Source organism: Pseudomonas sp. MWU12-2029, assembly GCF_023242425.1.
Lineage (GTDB): Bacteria > Pseudomonadota > Gammaproteobacteria > Pseudomonadales > Pseudomonadaceae > Aquipseudomonas > Aquipseudomonas kribbensis.
The window spans coordinates 65,758-80,772 of sequence record NZ_JALJDY010000016.1; the positions used below are offsets into that span (position 1 = coordinate 65,758).

The following is a 15,015-nucleotide window of genomic DNA, read 5'->3' on the forward strand; positions in this document are numbered from 1 at the left end:
ATGCAACCGTTCACCACTATCAGCGGCAGCGCCGCGCCGTTTCTGGCGGCCAACATCGACACCGACGTGATCATGCCCAAGCAGTTCCTCAAGGGCATCGATCGTCAGGGGCTGGATCGGGGACTGTTCTTCGATCTGCGTTTTCTGGCCTCGGGTGCGCCCAACCCCGAGTTTGTGCTCAATCAGCCCGCCTGGCAGGACGCGGCGTTTCTGGTGACCGGACCGAATTTCGGCTGCGGTTCCAGTCGTGAGCACGCGGTGTGGGGCATGAAGCAGGTCGGTATCCGGGCGCTGATCGGCACCACGTTTGCCGGGATCTTCTACGACAACTGTCAGCGCAACGGTGTGTTGGCAATTCAGCTCGATGCCGCGCAGCACAAGCTGATCGCCGACCTCATCAGCGTTCCGGCAACCGCGCATATCCGCGTGAACCTGCCCGAGCAGACCATCGAACTGGCTGACGGAACACGGATCGCTTTCGAGATCGATGAACTGCGCAAACAGTCACTGTTGCTGGGGCTGGACGCCATCGGCACGACGCTGCAACGGGCCGAACAGATTCGTGCGTTCGAGGCACGACATCTCGCGGAAAACCCTTGGCTGGGCTGAACACAAAAAAACCGGGTGGCTCACTGAACCACCCGGTTTTTCATTCGACGGACAAGTCGCGGAAATACTCTTCGAGAAACTCCACGCACACCCGCAACTTGGCCGACTCGCTGAGCCGCGTCGGGTACACCGCCCAGACGTTGGCGCTCTGGGTGTAATCAGCCAGCACCTGCACCAGCCGCCCCTGTTCGAGCATCGGTTTGACGTCCCACATCGAGCGCAACAGAATCCCGCCGCCGCTCAAGGCCCACTCCATCACGATTTCGCCACTGTTGGAGGACAACGGGCCGCTGACCCGCACCGATTCCTGCTGCCCGTCCTTGGTGAGTTCCCAGATGCCGAACGCATTGTTGCGTTCCTTCAGCACCAGGCAGTCGTGGTCTTGCAGATCTTCGAGGGATTGCGGCGTGCCCCGGCGCTCGAGGTAATCCGGCGTGGCGCACAACACCCGCCGGTTGCTCACCAGTTTGCGCGCCAGATGCTGGCCCGGCAGGTCATCGCCGACGAGGATTTCCAGATCAAAACCCTCGCCCACCAGATCGACCACGCGGTCGAACACGTCCAGGCGAATGTCGAGCTTCGGGCAGGCTCGGGCCAGTTGGCTGATCGCCGGTGCGACGTGATTGCGGCCAAAACCGAAGCTGCTGCAAATGTGCAGCGACCCGGCTGGCTGGTGCCGGGCCTGGGCAATCTCGCCGAGGAAATCATCGAAATCCCCCAGCAGCTTTTCCGCCCAGATCCGTACCCGCTCGCCATCGTCGGTCAGGGCGATGCGCCGGGTGGTGCGGTGCAACAGCTTTGTCGAGAGCGTGCTTTCGAGCACCGCGATGCGTTTGCTGACGTAGGCCGGGGAATAGCCCAACTCGTCGGCGGCGCTGGCGAAGCTGTTCTTGCGGATGACCGTCAGGAATACCTTGAGGTCTTCGGGCAAGGGAAACTGGTCACGATTCGTGTTCATACAGCTCGATCACCCACTGCCTGCTTCATGATTCGCGCAGGATAGCAGCGGCCATGACCGTTCGGCGCTTTTTCTGGCAGCCCCCCACAAACAGGGCTAGGGTTGCGTGGCTGGCGATATGCTGGCCACTTGGCAAACGTCTCTCGACGAACGCCATCAGCAGCACTGGAAGAAAAATCAGGGATGGTTTTTGTGCTTGCGGGTTAATGCACTCTTGATGAGTGAACAACCTATCCCTGTGTTTCGTTGCTTTCTATCAAGGACAGAAAGATGACCAACGTACAGGCGAACTTCTCTTGCCCTCTGCCACGGCAGACGCGCTCCCCGATTCCGGACAGCAGACCGGACGGTTTCGGCTGACGCCCGCGGCGTCGCATCGGCGCCCATTCAATCACCACGATTTGACGGATCCGGACGGATCAGGCCTTCACCTCGCCAGGCACCACTGTCGCCAGTGTTTCCTGCCGCTGGCTGTCGCCTGCCTGTCAGGAAAGACGCCCCTCGCCTGAAGGGGATGTTCGGCAACCACCACGAGGAAACCCTCGATATGACTGGCTCAAAACACAACATGCCGCCTTACGGTGTCGCTATCCAGAGCGCCATCACGGGAGGAGATCTGCATCAGATGAAGACTTTGTTGAAGCAGCGCGATTCAACGAAGCCGGAAGCGAAGGAGCTGCAAACCGCGTACGAAAAACTGGCCAAAGAAGTTTCCCGTCTGGAAAAACACTAAGGCCATTTCCCACATTGCAATGGAGGCAATTCACATGTCTGGTTCTGTTTCGCAACAAAACGTCGGTCTGTTTCCGGTGAGCTACCGGATCAGCACGGGACTGCCTGGCGCACCAAGCCTGGTACTCAACCTCCTGGTTTCAACGCCTCAGGAGCAAGTCAACGGCAATGCCACCATCACCCAGGCCGTCAATCCGCCGCTCGACCTGCATTCCGATGTATGGGGTGAATACACCTATCTCACCGTCATGTCCCCCGGTGTCAGCAAGATCCTGATCACCGCCCAGGGCAATCATGGCGGTCCAGGCTCCAACTCCATCGTCAACTTCAAGATCCGGCTGGTAGTCGGTACTGACTGGAGAGAAGGTGTCGCCAATTACGAGTATTACAACGGTTCTCAATGGATCGAAGTCACCAATGCCCCGGCGCATCTGGTCGAGTCGGTGCCATCTAACGCCTTTCAGCCTTTCCATCCCGGCCCCGTGATCCAGCCACACCGTCCGATCATGCCGCTGTACGCCGCCCCCATCCAGAGCGCCATCGCCGCCGGCGACCTGGCCCAGATGAAAAGCCTGGCCGCACTGGCCAAGCAACAACTGGAGCAGCTACCGCAATTGCGGATCGCGCTGGATACCGCAAAAAACGAACTCAGCCGCCTGCAAAGTCGCTGATCGGCCACTGGACTCCATCATCATTCAAGGAAGCAGCATCATGTCGATCGGACTTTTCCATACCCGCCTCATTGTCAGAAACGATTTACTCGGCGCACCTGTCTTGACCCTGGATCTGCTGGTCAACACCGTCAGCAAGAAAGTCAGCGGCGTGGCCAGTGTATTTCAGGCTACCTGGCCTACCGTCAATTTTCGGGCTCAGGTCTGGGGCGACTACAGCCAGGTCAAGCTGACCTCGGCGGTCGAGAACCACATCATCCTCAACCTGGCCGGCAGCCCGAGCGGCCCGCTCAGCCAGATCGCCCAGACCTTCCATCTCAAAGGCATTCTCGGCGGTGACTGGGCCAGCGGTTTTGCCGACTACCGCTACGAAGAGCAAGGCCAATGGCACGTCGTAAAACACGTCGCGGTGCATCAGGCTCAAACCGTGGAGCCGCAACCGGTGCCGCATCCACACGTGCCGCTGTACGCCGTTGCCGTGCAACAGGCCCAGACCAGCGGGGATCTGGCACAGCTCAAGACCGCCGTGCAACAGGGCGAGCAGCAACTGGCTCACGAAGGCGCATTGCGCAGTGCCCTTGAGCAACTGAACGCGGAGATTGCCCGACTGGAAGCACGCTAAACCGCATACGCCGGGCGCGATCCTTCGCGCCCGGCGTCTTGCCGGATTTCAAGGTCAGTCCAATCGTGCCGCGCACAGGACCGTGCGCAAGGATCTCCCATGACAGACATCCGCCCTGCCCGCTACCTCAGTGACACCGATCTCAAACGCTACGTGCCGGTGCACGTGGTCTGGGAAATCACCCTGGCCTGCGACCTCAAATGCCTGCATTGCGGCTCACGCGCGGGTCATCGACGCCCCGATGAACTGAACACCCGTGAATGCCTCGACGTGATCGATTCCCTCACGGCCCTCGGCACCCGCGAGATCACCCTGATCGGCGGCGAAGCCTATTTGCGCAAGGACTGGACGCAACTGATCCAGGCCATCCACGACCACGGCATGTACTGCGCGATCCAGACCGGCGGACGCAACCTGACGCCGGCGAAGATGCAGGCAGCAGTCGATGCGGGCCTCAACGGGGTCGGAATTTCTCTGGATGGGCTCGCGCCGTTGCACGACAAAGTGCGCAACGTCCCCGGTTCGTTTGACAAGGCAGTCGATACCCTGCGCCGGGCCAAGGCGTCCGGGCTGGCGGTGAGCGTCAACACCCAGATCGGCGCAGCGACTCTGCCTGACTTGCCGGAGTTGATGGACACCATCATCGAACTCGGCGCCACCCATTGGCAGATCCAGATCACCGTGGCCATGGGCAATGCCGTGGATCACCCGGAACTCTTGCTGCAACCCTATCAATTGCTGGAGGTGATGCCGCTGCTCGCACGGCTGTACCGCGAAGGCGTGGATCGCGGCCTGCTGATGAACGTCGGCAACAACATCGGCTATTACGGCCCTTACGAACATTTGTGGCGCGGCTTCGGTGACGAGCGCGTGCACTGGAGCGGCTGCGCGGCGGGTCAAACCGTACTGGCGCTCGAAGCGGACGGCACGGTGAAAGGCTGCCCGTCACTGGCGACCGTCGGTTTCTCCGGCGGCAACGTGCGCAACATGAGCCTGCACGATATCTGGCACTACAGCGAAGGCATCCACTTTGGCCGCCTGCGCTCGGTCGACGACCTGTGGGGTTACTGCCGCAGTTGCTATTACAACGATGTCTGCCGGGGCGGTTGCACATGGACATCCCACTCGTTGCTGGGCAAACCCGGCAACAACCCGTACTGCCATTACCGCACCCTGGAACTGCAAAAGCGCGGACTGCGCGAGCGCATCGTCAAGCTCGAAGACGCGGCGCAACGCTCCTTCGCCGTCGGCCGTTTCGACCTGATCACCGAACGCATCGACACCGGCGAACACGTCAGCAGCGTCAGCGACAGCGGCCAGGTGATCAAACTCGCCTGGATCAATCAGGGCCAGAAGTCGCCGGAGGAAGGACGCATCCCCGTGCAACTGGCGCTGTGCCGCAGTTGCCTGCAATACATCCACCCCCATGAATCGATCTGCCCGCACTGCCACGCCGACGTCGCGGCGGCCGAGGCCAGGCACCAGACGGACCGGGCTCGTCAGCAGGCGATCATGAACACGTTGACGGGGTTGCTGGGGGTGGCGCCGAGTACGTTGAGCTGAGCCGGACGCTGCACGGGAGAGACCACCGTCAAGAACATCTGTATCCTTGGCGGCCTCTCTCTATGTGTCAGGTCATGCCATGCAACGTGACTGCGAAGAGGCCTGCCCTCGCTGCGGCTCGGCTCACGCCGTTCGCCCCAAAAGTATCCTCATAGGCGCTGCCAGCCCGAGCAAGCTGTTTCCCGAGGAAGAAAAAACAGGCTATCGCCGGCTGGACCAACTGGCCATAGACGAGTGCGAGCCGCAATCGCTCAATGCCCCGCCTCTTGAGCAATTCATCAACGGACTTTACTGCGATCAATGCGCAATCGGTTTCGTGGCAAACACATTGGTTAAAGGAAGCGTTCATGCAGGTAGCAAGTGATAACAGACCAGAGGATTTCCTTCGATTGGAGCACCTGCTTTACGGGTGGAATTATCAGGTGTGGGTTAACGTTTACGGTCCTCTGGACGCGAATCAGTCATTGGTCGATGCGCTCAGGGCTTCGGTCTCAGGCAACTGTGAGGTGGATCGCACGACACCGTTATCCGTCGAGGATGCAAAGGAGCTGGTCATTGAATCATTGACCTACCCTGGCGATGAGGGCGCCGGCCCTATCGATCTGGAACTGAAACGAGCCGAGGTCTTGCAGCTTGCCGGGAAACTGCTGGAAGCCGCACACGTTGAACAGGCTGATCAGGTGTGCACTTTCTGGCTAAAAAAGGGTCACCCTGGCTATCCCGTGTTCTGGGAGTTCGCGCTCGATGTTCACGCCCAAGGCCAACGCTGGATTCTGCTCGGCTGCAGCAGCGACTGATTTCGCCTGACCCGGACTGAGTACCCTGCGACCCGTGAAAAAGCCCACAAACACGCTCACAAAACACGGGTTTGAAAATAAGTAGCTGTTTTCCATGAAATTTATTTGCTTCAGGGGTTCCCAGAACGCAAGAGCGCTGGTAAAGTGCCGCCCACTGTTGCAGAGGTCCTCTCGGGACTGAAACCAATAGCTACAGGGGCGTCGCCAAGCGGTAAGGCAGCAGGTTTTGATCCTGCCATGCGTTGGTTCGAATCCAGCCGCCCCTGCCATTTTTTTCCTCGTTTCACCCTCCTCCGCTTCACCTCTGCCTTCAACGGCAAATCATTTTTTTGAATTCAACGTAATCGCCGAACGCACCAGCGCTTTCAGTGCCTTTGCATCTATTTTGTCGTCTTCGTGAACATCAATCGCCCGCCGGGTATTGCCTTCAAGGCTGGCATTGAACAGTCCTGACGGATCCTCCAGCGCCGCGCCCTTGGCAAACGTCATTTTCACCACGGCCTTGTAGGTCTCTCCGGTGCAGATGATGCCGTTGTGTGACCAGACCGGAACGCCCCGCCACTTCCACTCCTCGATAACCTCCGGATCGGCCTCGTGAATGATCGCGCGGATCTCGGCCAGTTTCTGGCCGCGCCAGTCGTTGAGTTCGTTGATTCTGGCGTCGATCAGCACCGAGGGATTCTCGGTCGCCGCGCCACCGCTGTCCTTCTTCATCTCCTTGTTCTCCCGAAAACCTTGTCCGCTATCCAGCGTAGCGCCGACTGCGCCAGACGCCGGGCAAAAAAAAGCCCCGCAAGGTGCGGGGCAAAGGAATTGGTTGGTTGCGGCCAACCAAAGGAGCATCGTCAAAAGCGCTGACCGTCGGGTGTTACAGGCACTCCTGGGCGGCTCGTTCAAAACTCGACGGCATGAAACTCGACGCCAGCAAGTGGCGCTCGTACAAGAACACCTTGCCGCCGTCCTGCGCTTTGTAGGCTTCCAGCACGTTGTCTGCCGACACTTTGCTCGGCACCACGATCCGGTAGCTGCGCTGGGTCTGGGAGACGGTCGGGTTCATCGCACTGTTTTGCAGTTTCGGCACGACGCATTCGGCGTACTGGGCCGGGGTCTTGTGGGTCTGCAAGGTCAACGTCGGATCGTTCGGCGCGGAAGCGCAGGCGGTCAGCAGCAAAGTGGCAGAAGCCATGGCAGGGATAAAAAGGGCACGCATGGATAAGATCCTGAAAATAAAAGGTTCGGTTCTCAAGCAACGTGCAGCGTCACGGGCGCTGCCGTTGCGGTTTTAATAAGAGTGTTCAGCCTGCACTCACCAGGGCCTTGAGCGAATCATCGAACTGCTTCAGGGCGCTGAATTGCAGATCCCGTTGCTGTTCAATCTGCGCTGCAATCTCGGGCGCTGCCTTGTTGTGAACCCACACCGACGGCAGTTGTTTTTCCACCGCACCTTCGGCCTTGCCGATGTATTGCAGGTTGGCGTCGTAGAAGCGTGCGGCGAAGCGCGCTTCTACCTGGCTGTTGCGCTGGGTCAGCAGACGGTTGTGGGTGTCGAGCATCACCACCACGTCGGGATGGGCCTGCACCAGTTGATCCAGGTTGTCGTAGACAGTCACCGAGAGAAACTGCTGTTGCAACGAACTCATCAACCAGTCGATGGCCAGTTCCGGATCGGAGCTGTTGACGAAGGCCTCGCGGATTCGCGCATCGAGCGCATCCTTGGCACCGTTCACCGCCACATCGTGGTAACGCTCGAGGTATTGCAAGTTGTCCAGGGTGTTTTCGCTGTACAGCACACCCACGGTTTGCGAGTGCTGCAGTCCGCTGCCGGCGCCGCCGATGGGAAGAAAATGGCACGTACCGGCGTCGGCTGCGTAAGTCGGTGCAGTGGTGGTTACCCCGCCCATCAGCAGGGCGACCAAAGCCAGTCGGGTCAGAGTCTTCATCGCGCAAATTCCTTGAGCTGCGTTTCGATGGAGGCGATTTTCCGCCTGTCGGCCGCAAAGCAGAACTTGCGTTTCTTGATGGTCACTATTACTTGAACCAATAGTTGCCCAGCGTGCAGACTGCTGCACACTCGATCACAACGAAAACAAATGAGGATTTTCCGTGCGTACCTTTGATTTGATCCGCGATGCCGTCCTGCCCGAATTCCGCGACCGGGTGGCCGAATACCTCGTCGAATACGAAACCGTGCTGGGTCAGTCAGCGACTGATTCGGAGTCGGTACGGGCCGTGGCCAATCAGTTGCGCGGCTATCTGCGCGGCCTCAACACCACGCGGGTGCTGGGCATGGCGGACTGGGAAGAACTCGACCGGCGCGTGCTGGACACCTGGCTCGCGCATACGCGATGACCCGCTAGACTCTTCAGGCTGCGCCCGCAGCGCCAGACTTGGAGGTGTCCGATGAGCAATAACACCGAACCCACTACATTTACCGGTTGGGCCGCCACCTCGGCCGGCGCTCCGCTGGAGCGTTACAGTTACGATCCCGGCCCGCTCGAGGATGAAGAAGTCGAAGTCGCCGTGGAATACTGCGGCGTCTGTCACTCCGACCAGTCGCTGATCGACAACGATTGGGGCATCAGCCAATACCCGTTCATTCCCGGACACGAAGTGGTTGGCCGCATCGTGCGTGCAGGCCCGCAAGTTCGCGGACTGGAGGTCGGACAGCGGGTGGGCATCGGCTGGTACAAGGGTAGCTGCATGCACTGCTCTTCCTGCATCGGCGGCTCCCATCACCTTTGCGCCACCGCCAAACCCACGATTATCGGCAGCCACGGCGGTTTCGCCGATCGTCTGCGCACCCATTGGGCCTGGGCGCTGAAACTCCCGGACAACCTCGATCCCGCCCTCGCCGGCCCGCTCTTCTGCGCCGGCTCAACGGTGTTCAACCCGCTGGTGGAATTCGACATCAAGCCAACCGATCGGGTCGGCGTGGTGGGCATCGGCGGCCTCGGCCACCTGGCGCTGCGCTTTCTCAATGCGTGGGGCTGCGACGTCACGGCGTTCACCTCGTCGCTGAGCAAACAGGACGAAGCCAAACGTCTTGGAGCGCACAAGGTCGTCGCTTCCACCGACAGCGGTGCGCTGAAGGCGATTGCCGGAACGCTGGATTTCCTGCTGATCACCGCCAATGCCAACCTCGACTGGACAGCCATGCTCGCCACCCTGCGCGGCAAGGGGCGGCTGCACTTCGTCGGCATCGTGCCCGATGCGATTCCGGTGCACGTGTTCAACCTCATCCCTCAGCAAAAGTCCCTGTCAGCCTCACCGGTGGGCTCGCCTGCCACGGCGGCGACCATGCTGGAATTCTGCGCACGGCATCAGATCCTGCCGCAGGTCGAAGAATTTCCGATGAGCAAGGTCAACGAGGCCGTCGAACATCTGCGCAGCGGCAAGGCACGGTATCGGATCGTATTGAACGCCAGCAAATGAATGAAAGGCGCATGAGTTAACAGCTCATGCGCCTTTTTTGTCCCGGAGAAAATGCTGTTTCATGGTTTTCTCGCTGATCTCCTTATTCCGTAAATCAAGCAGACGGCCATTTTTTAATCTTTTATCGCTATTACTGATGCCCCTTATGATGGCTCTCGCCTGCACTCAACTCATAAAAAAGGACGTTCCATGCAAAAAAGCCTGTTGGTGGCTGCACTGTTTCTGGCAATCAGCGGTTGTGCCACGCCTCCTCCTTCCTCCGTACACACCAAAGATCCCGCCAGTTCAACCCTGCAAGGCGATGCCACGCGCCCGGCCCAGGCGCAGTGGGTGCGCACCGAGTTGTACTTCTCGGTGGGGCCGATAGAAGGCAAGGAAGGTGTGGTGAGCCCCGCGCGCTGGCGGGAGTTTCTCGATCAGGAAGTGACGTCGCGGTTCCCGGACGGTTTCACCGTGCTGGACGCCTACGGGCAGTGGAAGGACCATGATGCGAAAGTGCCTGAGCGGCTGGCGACCAAGGTGATTGTGATCCTGCACGAAAGCGGGCCGAAGCGTGAAAGCGACATCGAGGCGATTCGTCTGGCGTACAAGCGCATCACGGGGGATTTGTCGGTGTTGCGTTTGTCTCAGCCGGCCCAGATATCGTTCTAATCCGCTGTCTGCTGCAGAGCTTGCCGAGGTGTCGACACCAGGCGGCTCAACCCCGCCAGCACCAGCGCCCCCACCAGCAACACCCCGATCCCCAGAAACGCCCCCAACCCCACCACCGTCACGCTGGAATACAGCATGTACACGCAAAGCCCGAAAAACAGCAGCGGCAACAGCGGATAGAGCGGCACCCTGACCGGTCGTGGCACCTCGGGAAATCTCCGCCGCAGAATGATCAACGCCAGGCTGCTCAAACTCAGGAACAACCAGTACACCGGTGTCAGGTACTCGACCATGGTGTTGAATCCACTCTGGGTAAAACTGCCGAACAACACCAGCAACAACGCTACCGCCCCCTCCGCCAGCAAGGCCTTGCGCGGTACGCCATCGCGCTCGTCCCACTCGCCGAAGCGACGCAATTGCGGCACGTCCCGGGCGGCGGCGTAGGTGGTGCGGGCACCGACCAGCAGCGTGGAATTGATGGTGGCGATGGCCGCGATGCCGACCATCAACAGAATCAGCAGCACACCGGGAGCACCGAATGCACGATTCAACAGCTCCACCGCCGGCGCATTGCTCGCCGCCAGGCCTTCGAATCCCAGCCCTCGGACGAACGCCCAGTTCAGCGTCAGATAGATCGCCATCAACACCGTCAGTGCGCCAAGCATGGCGATGAAGATTCCGCGTCGGCCATCGCGCACTTCGGCGGATAACGTCGCCGCATCACTCCAGCCGCCGAAGGCCAGAAACACAAAGATCATCGCGGCGGAAAATCCTGCCGCGCCGGTGTGTTCGGGCACGACGGGATCGCTGGGCAGCGTCGGTTCGATCCCTTGCCACGCCAGCCAGACCCCGGCGCTGGCAATGCTCAGGAACCCGAGAGCAAGCAGCCCGACCAGCACGGTCTGGGTGATGAAACCGATGTGCTTGCCCGTCAGATTCAGCAACACCAATGCCGCAATGATCGCGCCGGCAAACAGCCCCGAGCCGTACTGTCCCAGCGGAAAAACCGCGTTGAAATAGTCGGCAAACATGAACGCCGACAACGCGATCCACCCGGTGTGCATCACTGAAAAACGCGACCAGGCGAACAGAAAACCCATGCGCTCGCCGTAGGCGGTGCGCAGAAAATGATAGTCACCGCCCGAGTGCGGAAACGCGGTGGCCATCTCGGCAAAGCACAGGGCCCCGGCCATCGACGCCAGTCCGCCGAGAACCCAGACCCAATAGAAATGTTCCGGCCCGACGTTCAAGGCAACGGTCGGCGCGGTTTTGAGAATATCGGTAGTGATGACCATGCCTAGGGTGATCAACAACGCCTGGAATACCGGCAAATGGCGTTGGGGGCCGTTGGTTTGACTCATGCGTGATCCTGCAGAGGGTCCGCCATCCATGGCGGCAAATCTCAGAAGCCGTAAGTGGCGCGGGCATAGTAGTAAGCGCCGTTGGTGCCGATCGGCGAGAGCACGTCATACGGCAGGTTGCCACCGTAGTTGATGGCCGAGCCGGAGCGTTCCGGGTAGTTGTCGGTCAGGTTGTTGCCGCCCAGGGCAATATTGAATTTCGGGGTGAATTTGTAAGTCACCTCGGCATCCAGTTGCCACACCGCGCCATAGGTTTGCTCGGGCTGCGAGTCGCCGAAATCGAACACCCGGGTAGTCTCGCCCTGACGGGTCAGACGTCCGAGCAAGCCCCAGTGTTCGCTGGCCCAGTTGGCGGAAAACACGAAACGATCCTTGGGGGCCGCATCGGTCAGGGTGTTGGTTTCCTCGACACCCACCAGCGCATCGTTGCCGATCCCCAGCGCGGTCAGCTGCGATGGCGTGCCCTTGGTGCTGGTGACCTTGGTGTGGTTGTAGGTGTACGCGGTGGTCAGGCCCAGTTGCCCTTCGTAGAACGGCTGGTGGTAGTTGAGCACCAGTTCCGCACCGTGGGTGCTGGTGTCGGCGGCGTTGGTGAAGAAGTTCACGTCGTGCACGCCCGGCACGCCGAAGTTGTCGTTGATATAGCTTTCCAGTGCGTCGCTACCGATGCGCTGGGACAGCGTGATGCGATCCTTGACGTCGATGCGGAACACATCAAGGGACGCATCGAAACGTTCGTTCAACTGGAACGTCAGGCCGAGGCTGTAGTTGTTCGAGGTTTCCGGATCGAGCTTCTGCGCACCGAGGGCCCGGGCAATCGGGTCGTTGACCGACAGCACACGAATGTCGGTAAGCGTACCGCCCTCGCCGAAGTTGCTGGTGGTGTTCTGGAAGCCGCTCTGCGCCAGCGAAGGTGCGCGGAAGTTGTTCGACACCGCGCCTCGCACGGCCCACTGCTCGGTCAGCTTGTAGCGGCCACTGAGCTTGCCGGTGAGTTTGCTGCCGGCATCGTCGTAATGCTCCCAGCGGGTGGCGGCGTCGACGAAGAACCGGTCGGTGAGATCGCCGGACAATTCGGCGTAGGTGCCGAACACGTTGCGGTCCAGATCCGATTCTTCACTCGGGCGCAAACCGTTGGCGCCGTCGGCCCCGGAGCCGATGTAAGAAGCCTCGTCACCGGCGAACGTCAGGTAGTTCTCGTAACGATATTCGCCGCCCAGCGCCAGCACGAACGAGCGGCCGCCGAGGTGCAGCTCACGGCTGAAATCGAGGTTGGCCGTGGTTTGGCGCAACTCGTAATCGCCAGTGTCAAAACGGGTCGGCGAGTCCGCACCGAGGCTGACGTTGAGGGTGCGCCGGGTAGCCGATTCGAAGCGGTTGCGGCCATGGGTCAGGCTGCTGTCGAAGTCCCAATCGTCGCCGATCAAGCCCTTGAAACCGGCGGTGGCGGAAATGTCGGTGTTGTCGCCAAGGGATTGCGGCAGGTAGCCGTTGGGATAGAACTGCGGCTGCTCCGACGGATAACGATAGAACTCGGCGCCGGTGGTATGGCGCTGGTTGTAAGTGCCGAAGCTGTAGGCCTTGCCGCCGGCCAGCGGCAGTTCACCGTTGAACCACAGGTTCACGTCCCGCGCCAGGCCATCGCCCATCACGTAGTTACGCTGGCCCGGCGTGTCGGCAAAACCATCGAAGCCGGCGCGGTTGGTCGGGTTGCGGTTCTTGTACTCGGTGCCGCCACGAATAAAACCGCCCTCCTCGCCCAGGCGTGTGCCGATCTTGGCGGTGGTCACGCTGTTCTGGCCGTCGGTGGTGGTTTTGCCGATGGCGTCCTGATGGGTGTGATACGCGCCATAGCTGGTGGACACTTCGCCGCCCTCTGGGGCGTCGTCGAGGATGATGTTGATCACCCCGGCAATCGCATCGGAACCGTACTGCGCACCGGCGCCGTCACGCAGCACTTCGATGCGTTTGATGGCGCTGATCGGGATCGAGTTGAAGTCCACCGGCGCCGTGCCACGGCCGATTTTCGACGAGTCGTTGACCACCGCCGAGGTGTGCCGGCGCTTGCCGTTGACCAGTACCAGCACCTGGTCCGGGCTCATGCCCCGCAGCTGTGCGGCGCGCACATGGTCGGCGCCGCCGGAGTTGGACTGGCGCGGCAGGCTGAACGACGGCAACAGCGTCTGCAACGCCGCGCCCAGTTCGCCGTCGGCGGCACCGGCGGACTTGAGGTCTTCGGCGGTCAGCACATCCACTGGCACCGGCGAATCCAGTACCGTGCGCGCCGTGCCCCGGGTGCCGGTGACCAGCACGGTGCCCAACCGTGTGTCATCGTCGATGTGGGTGGAAGTGTCCTCGGCTTGTGCGGGAAGTTGCCAGATCGCACTGACAACAGCGACAGCCAGTAATGAACGGGAACGGTGAATCATGTGACAGCTCCTTTTATCGCAGCTAATACCCGTCCGCTGCCGACAAAAAAGGAGTCGTCAGTCAGTGCACGGCAAATGTCTGCTGTAGTTTTTTGGGTGTTGGGATTTTCAGTTCGCCACAGGAATCCACGGCGCCCGCGCGACATTGGCGGTATCACCGAAGGACGGCAGTTTCTGCCCCAGATCGCGGACGTTTTTCACATCCAGATCCAGCAACTGCTGGCGGGTAATCAAGGTCGGCGGCACCAGCACCTTGTGCCCCGGATTCTCGCCGGCAATCAGCAACGCCAGACTGCGCACGCTGATCGCGCCGGCCACTTGCGGATTGACCGCCGCCGTCGCCGCCCAGGCGCTGTCGGGTTCTTTCATGATCTGGATGTCGGCGGTAGAAATGTCGGCGCTGTAGATCTTCACCTTGCTGCTCAGGCCCGCCTCATCGACGGCGATCTTCGCGCCTTTGGCGAACTCATCGAACGGCGCAAAGATCACGCTGATCCCCGGATTGGCCCGCAGCACGGCGCTGGCCTGATCGGCCACGGAGTTGGCAATCGGCGGATTGAGCGTGCCGAACCGCGCCTTCTCGATAATCCCCGGATTGCTCTTTTTGACCTGGCTCCAGATCTCGTCGCGACGCTCCATCGGTGTGAAACCGCTGATGTAGACGTAGCCGGCGTCGAAGCGGTTGCCGTTGTCCTTCACCGCTTGATCGAGTGCCAGACGCGCCAGTGCGTGGTGGTCCTGCTCGACCTGAGTCACCTGCGGTGTGTTCAGATCGACGTCGAAGGCAACGACCTTGATGCCTTTGGCGAGCGCACGGTCAATCGGCCCCTTGAGGGTTTCGGCCAGACCCAGTTGCACGATGATCCCGTCCACTCCGAGGTCGGCCGCCTGATCGATCATTTCGCCCTGACTGGCCGCCTGTTGCCGGGCATCGAATACCCGCAGATTGGCGCCCAGTGCTTCGGTCTGTTTCTCGACGCCGCGCAGGTAGGCTTCGGGGAAATCCCCGGAGAACAGATACCCCACCAGCGCAATTTGTACCTGACCTTTATCGAACGGTGCCGGGGCACCGGGCAAGGCCTTGGCCTGGGCATTCAGCGCCAGAGCCGAAAGCAAGGCGCCGGTGAGGCAATGACGTGCGAACTGCTTGATTGAACCGTGCATGGATCTTTCCTTGAAGCATCAATGAG

The 15,015-nt window shown here is 60.5% G+C and carries 17 protein-coding genes and 1 tRNA gene; 11 read left to right on the forward strand and 7 right to left on the reverse strand.

The annotated features are described in order from the left end of the window. Positions 1 to 609, forward strand: a complete 609-nt coding sequence (gene leuD / locus M5B44_RS27640; protein WP_248741190.1) for a 3-isopropylmalate dehydratase small subunit — start codon at positions 1 to 3, stop codon at positions 607 to 609. A gap of 40 nt (positions 610 to 649) precedes the next feature. Here the strand turns inward: leuD and M5B44_RS27645 are convergent, their stop codons facing one another. After that, complete coding sequence (locus M5B44_RS27645; RefSeq protein WP_248741191.1) at positions 650 to 1,567, reverse strand: LysR substrate-binding domain-containing protein; 918 nt, start codon at positions 1,565 to 1,567, stop codon at positions 650 to 652. 547 nt (positions 1,568 to 2,114) lie between these two features. Between M5B44_RS27645 and M5B44_RS27650 the strand changes: the two genes are divergently transcribed. From M5B44_RS27650 to M5B44_RS27680, 7 genes are all read left to right on the forward strand, one after another. Continuing rightward, positions 2,115 to 2,300 (forward strand): DUF1843 domain-containing protein, encoded by a 186-nt coding sequence (locus M5B44_RS27650; protein WP_248741192.1) that lies wholly within the window; start codon positions 2,115 to 2,117, stop codon positions 2,298 to 2,300. Between the two features lie 34 nt (positions 2,301 to 2,334). Then, positions 2,335 to 2,970, forward strand: coding sequence for a DUF1842 domain-containing protein (locus tag M5B44_RS27655; RefSeq protein ID WP_114882446.1), 636 nt, complete (start codon positions 2,335 to 2,337; stop codon positions 2,968 to 2,970). 40 nt (positions 2,971 to 3,010) lie between these two features. Next, positions 3,011 to 3,592: a DUF1842 domain-containing protein gene (locus M5B44_RS27660; RefSeq protein ID WP_119429119.1), complete on the forward strand. Its 582-nt coding sequence runs from the start codon at positions 3,011 to 3,013 to the stop codon at positions 3,590 to 3,592. A 99-nt stretch (positions 3,593 to 3,691) separates the two neighbouring features. Further along, positions 3,692 to 5,155, forward strand: coding sequence for a GDL motif peptide-associated radical SAM/SPASM maturase (locus M5B44_RS27665; protein ID WP_248741193.1), 1,464 nt, complete (start codon positions 3,692 to 3,694; stop codon positions 5,153 to 5,155). A gap of 79 nt (positions 5,156 to 5,234) precedes the next feature. Beyond that, positions 5,235 to 5,519, forward strand: a complete 285-nt coding sequence (locus M5B44_RS27670) for a hypothetical protein (RefSeq protein ID WP_248741194.1) — start codon at positions 5,235 to 5,237, stop codon at positions 5,517 to 5,519. Continuing rightward, positions 5,503 to 5,952 carry a hypothetical protein gene (locus tag M5B44_RS27675; RefSeq protein WP_248741195.1) on the forward strand — a complete coding sequence of 150 codons (450 nt, stop codon included), beginning with the start codon at positions 5,503 to 5,505 and terminating at the stop codon, positions 5,950 to 5,952. The genes M5B44_RS27670 and M5B44_RS27675 overlap by 17 nt, the downstream gene beginning before the upstream one ends. A 194-nt stretch (positions 5,953 to 6,146) precedes the next feature. Further along, positions 6,147 to 6,221, forward strand: a tRNA-Gln gene (locus M5B44_RS27680). A 52-nt stretch (positions 6,222 to 6,273) separates the two neighbouring features. On the opposite strand, the gene M5B44_RS27685 is transcribed toward M5B44_RS27680, so the two are convergent. The 3 genes from M5B44_RS27685 to M5B44_RS27695 form a co-directional block, all read right to left on the reverse strand. Beyond that, positions 6,274 to 6,666: a DUF1801 domain-containing protein gene (locus tag M5B44_RS27685; RefSeq protein ID WP_248741196.1), complete on the reverse strand. Its 393-nt coding sequence runs from the start codon at positions 6,664 to 6,666 to the stop codon at positions 6,274 to 6,276. A gap of 154 nt (positions 6,667 to 6,820) precedes the next feature. Next, the gene (locus M5B44_RS27690; RefSeq protein WP_248741197.1) at positions 6,821 to 7,162 is read right to left on the reverse strand and encodes a hypothetical protein; all 342 of its coding nucleotides are present in this window, start codon (positions 7,160 to 7,162) and stop codon (positions 6,821 to 6,823) included. Positions 7,163 to 7,247: 85 nt separating this feature from the next. Next, the gene (locus tag M5B44_RS27695; RefSeq protein ID WP_248741198.1) at positions 7,248 to 7,892 is read right to left on the reverse strand and encodes an ATPase; all 645 of its coding nucleotides are present in this window, start codon (positions 7,890 to 7,892) and stop codon (positions 7,248 to 7,250) included. Positions 7,893 to 8,055: 163 nt separating this feature from the next. Between M5B44_RS27695 and M5B44_RS27700 the strand changes: the two genes are divergently transcribed. The 3 genes from M5B44_RS27700 to M5B44_RS27710 all read left to right on the forward strand — a co-directional run bounded on the left by M5B44_RS27700 (position 8,056) and on the right by M5B44_RS27710 (position 10,035). Next, on the forward strand, positions 8,056 to 8,301 hold the full coding sequence (locus M5B44_RS27700) for a hypothetical protein (RefSeq protein ID WP_248741199.1): 246 nt from the start codon (positions 8,056 to 8,058) through the stop codon (positions 8,299 to 8,301). A 51-nt stretch (positions 8,302 to 8,352) separates the two neighbouring features. Then, on the forward strand, positions 8,353 to 9,384 hold the full coding sequence (ahr, locus tag M5B44_RS27705) for an NADPH-dependent aldehyde reductase Ahr (protein ID WP_248741200.1): 1,032 nt from the start codon (positions 8,353 to 8,355) through the stop codon (positions 9,382 to 9,384). A 189-nt stretch (positions 9,385 to 9,573) separates the two neighbouring features. Then, positions 9,574 to 10,035, forward strand: a complete 462-nt coding sequence (locus tag M5B44_RS27710) for a DUF3574 domain-containing protein (RefSeq protein WP_248741201.1) — start codon at positions 9,574 to 9,576, stop codon at positions 10,033 to 10,035. On the opposite strand, the gene M5B44_RS27715 is transcribed toward M5B44_RS27710, so the two are convergent. From M5B44_RS27715 to M5B44_RS27725, 3 genes are all read right to left on the reverse strand, one after another. After that, on the reverse strand, positions 10,032 to 11,396 hold the full coding sequence (locus M5B44_RS27715; protein WP_248741202.1) for an APC family permease: 1,365 nt from the start codon (positions 11,394 to 11,396) through the stop codon (positions 10,032 to 10,034). The genes M5B44_RS27710 and M5B44_RS27715 overlap by 4 nt on opposite strands. A gap of 41 nt (positions 11,397 to 11,437) precedes the next feature. Next, positions 11,438 to 13,825 (reverse strand): TonB-dependent receptor plug domain-containing protein, encoded by a 2,388-nt coding sequence (locus M5B44_RS27720; RefSeq protein ID WP_248741203.1) that lies wholly within the window; start codon positions 13,823 to 13,825, stop codon positions 11,438 to 11,440. A gap of 108 nt (positions 13,826 to 13,933) precedes the next feature. Continuing rightward, positions 13,934 to 14,989, reverse strand: coding sequence for a substrate-binding domain-containing protein (locus tag M5B44_RS27725; RefSeq protein ID WP_248741204.1), 1,056 nt, complete (start codon positions 14,987 to 14,989; stop codon positions 13,934 to 13,936). Positions 14,990 to 15,015 lie beyond the last annotated feature (26 nt).

Coding starts and splice junctions, on each gene's coding strand:
- leuD (WP_248741190.1), top strand. CDS start 1: ATGCAACCGTTCACCACTATCAGCGGCAGCGCCGCGCCGTTTCTGGCG.
- M5B44_RS27645 (WP_248741191.1), bottom strand. CDS start 1,567: ATGAACACGAATCGTGACCAGTTTCCCTTGCCCGAAGACCTCAAGGTA.
- M5B44_RS27650 (WP_248741192.1), top strand. CDS start 2,115: ATGACTGGCTCAAAACACAACATGCCGCCTTACGGTGTCGCTATCCAG.
- M5B44_RS27655 (WP_114882446.1), top strand. CDS start 2,335: ATGTCTGGTTCTGTTTCGCAACAAAACGTCGGTCTGTTTCCGGTGAGC.
- M5B44_RS27660 (WP_119429119.1), top strand. CDS start 3,011: ATGTCGATCGGACTTTTCCATACCCGCCTCATTGTCAGAAACGATTTA.
- M5B44_RS27665 (WP_248741193.1), top strand. CDS start 3,692: ATGACAGACATCCGCCCTGCCCGCTACCTCAGTGACACCGATCTCAAA.
- M5B44_RS27670 (WP_248741194.1), top strand. CDS start 5,235: ATGCAACGTGACTGCGAAGAGGCCTGCCCTCGCTGCGGCTCGGCTCAC.
- M5B44_RS27675 (WP_248741195.1), top strand. CDS start 5,503: ATGCAGGTAGCAAGTGATAACAGACCAGAGGATTTCCTTCGATTGGAG.
- M5B44_RS27685 (WP_248741196.1), bottom strand. CDS start 6,666: ATGAAGAAGGACAGCGGTGGCGCGGCGACCGAGAATCCCTCGGTGCTG.
- M5B44_RS27690 (WP_248741197.1), bottom strand. CDS start 7,162: ATGCGTGCCCTTTTTATCCCTGCCATGGCTTCTGCCACTTTGCTGCTG.
- M5B44_RS27695 (WP_248741198.1), bottom strand. CDS start 7,892: ATGAAGACTCTGACCCGACTGGCTTTGGTCGCCCTGCTGATGGGCGGG.
- ahr (WP_248741200.1), top strand. CDS start 8,353: ATGAGCAATAACACCGAACCCACTACATTTACCGGTTGGGCCGCCACC.
- M5B44_RS27710 (WP_248741201.1), top strand. CDS start 9,574: ATGCAAAAAAGCCTGTTGGTGGCTGCACTGTTTCTGGCAATCAGCGGT.
- M5B44_RS27715 (WP_248741202.1), bottom strand. CDS start 11,396: ATGAGTCAAACCAACGGCCCCCAACGCCATTTGCCGGTATTCCAGGCG.
- M5B44_RS27720 (WP_248741203.1), bottom strand. CDS start 13,825: ATGATTCACCGTTCCCGTTCATTACTGGCTGTCGCTGTTGTCAGTGCG.
- M5B44_RS27725 (WP_248741204.1), bottom strand. CDS start 14,989: ATGCACGGTTCAATCAAGCAGTTCGCACGTCATTGCCTCACCGGCGCC.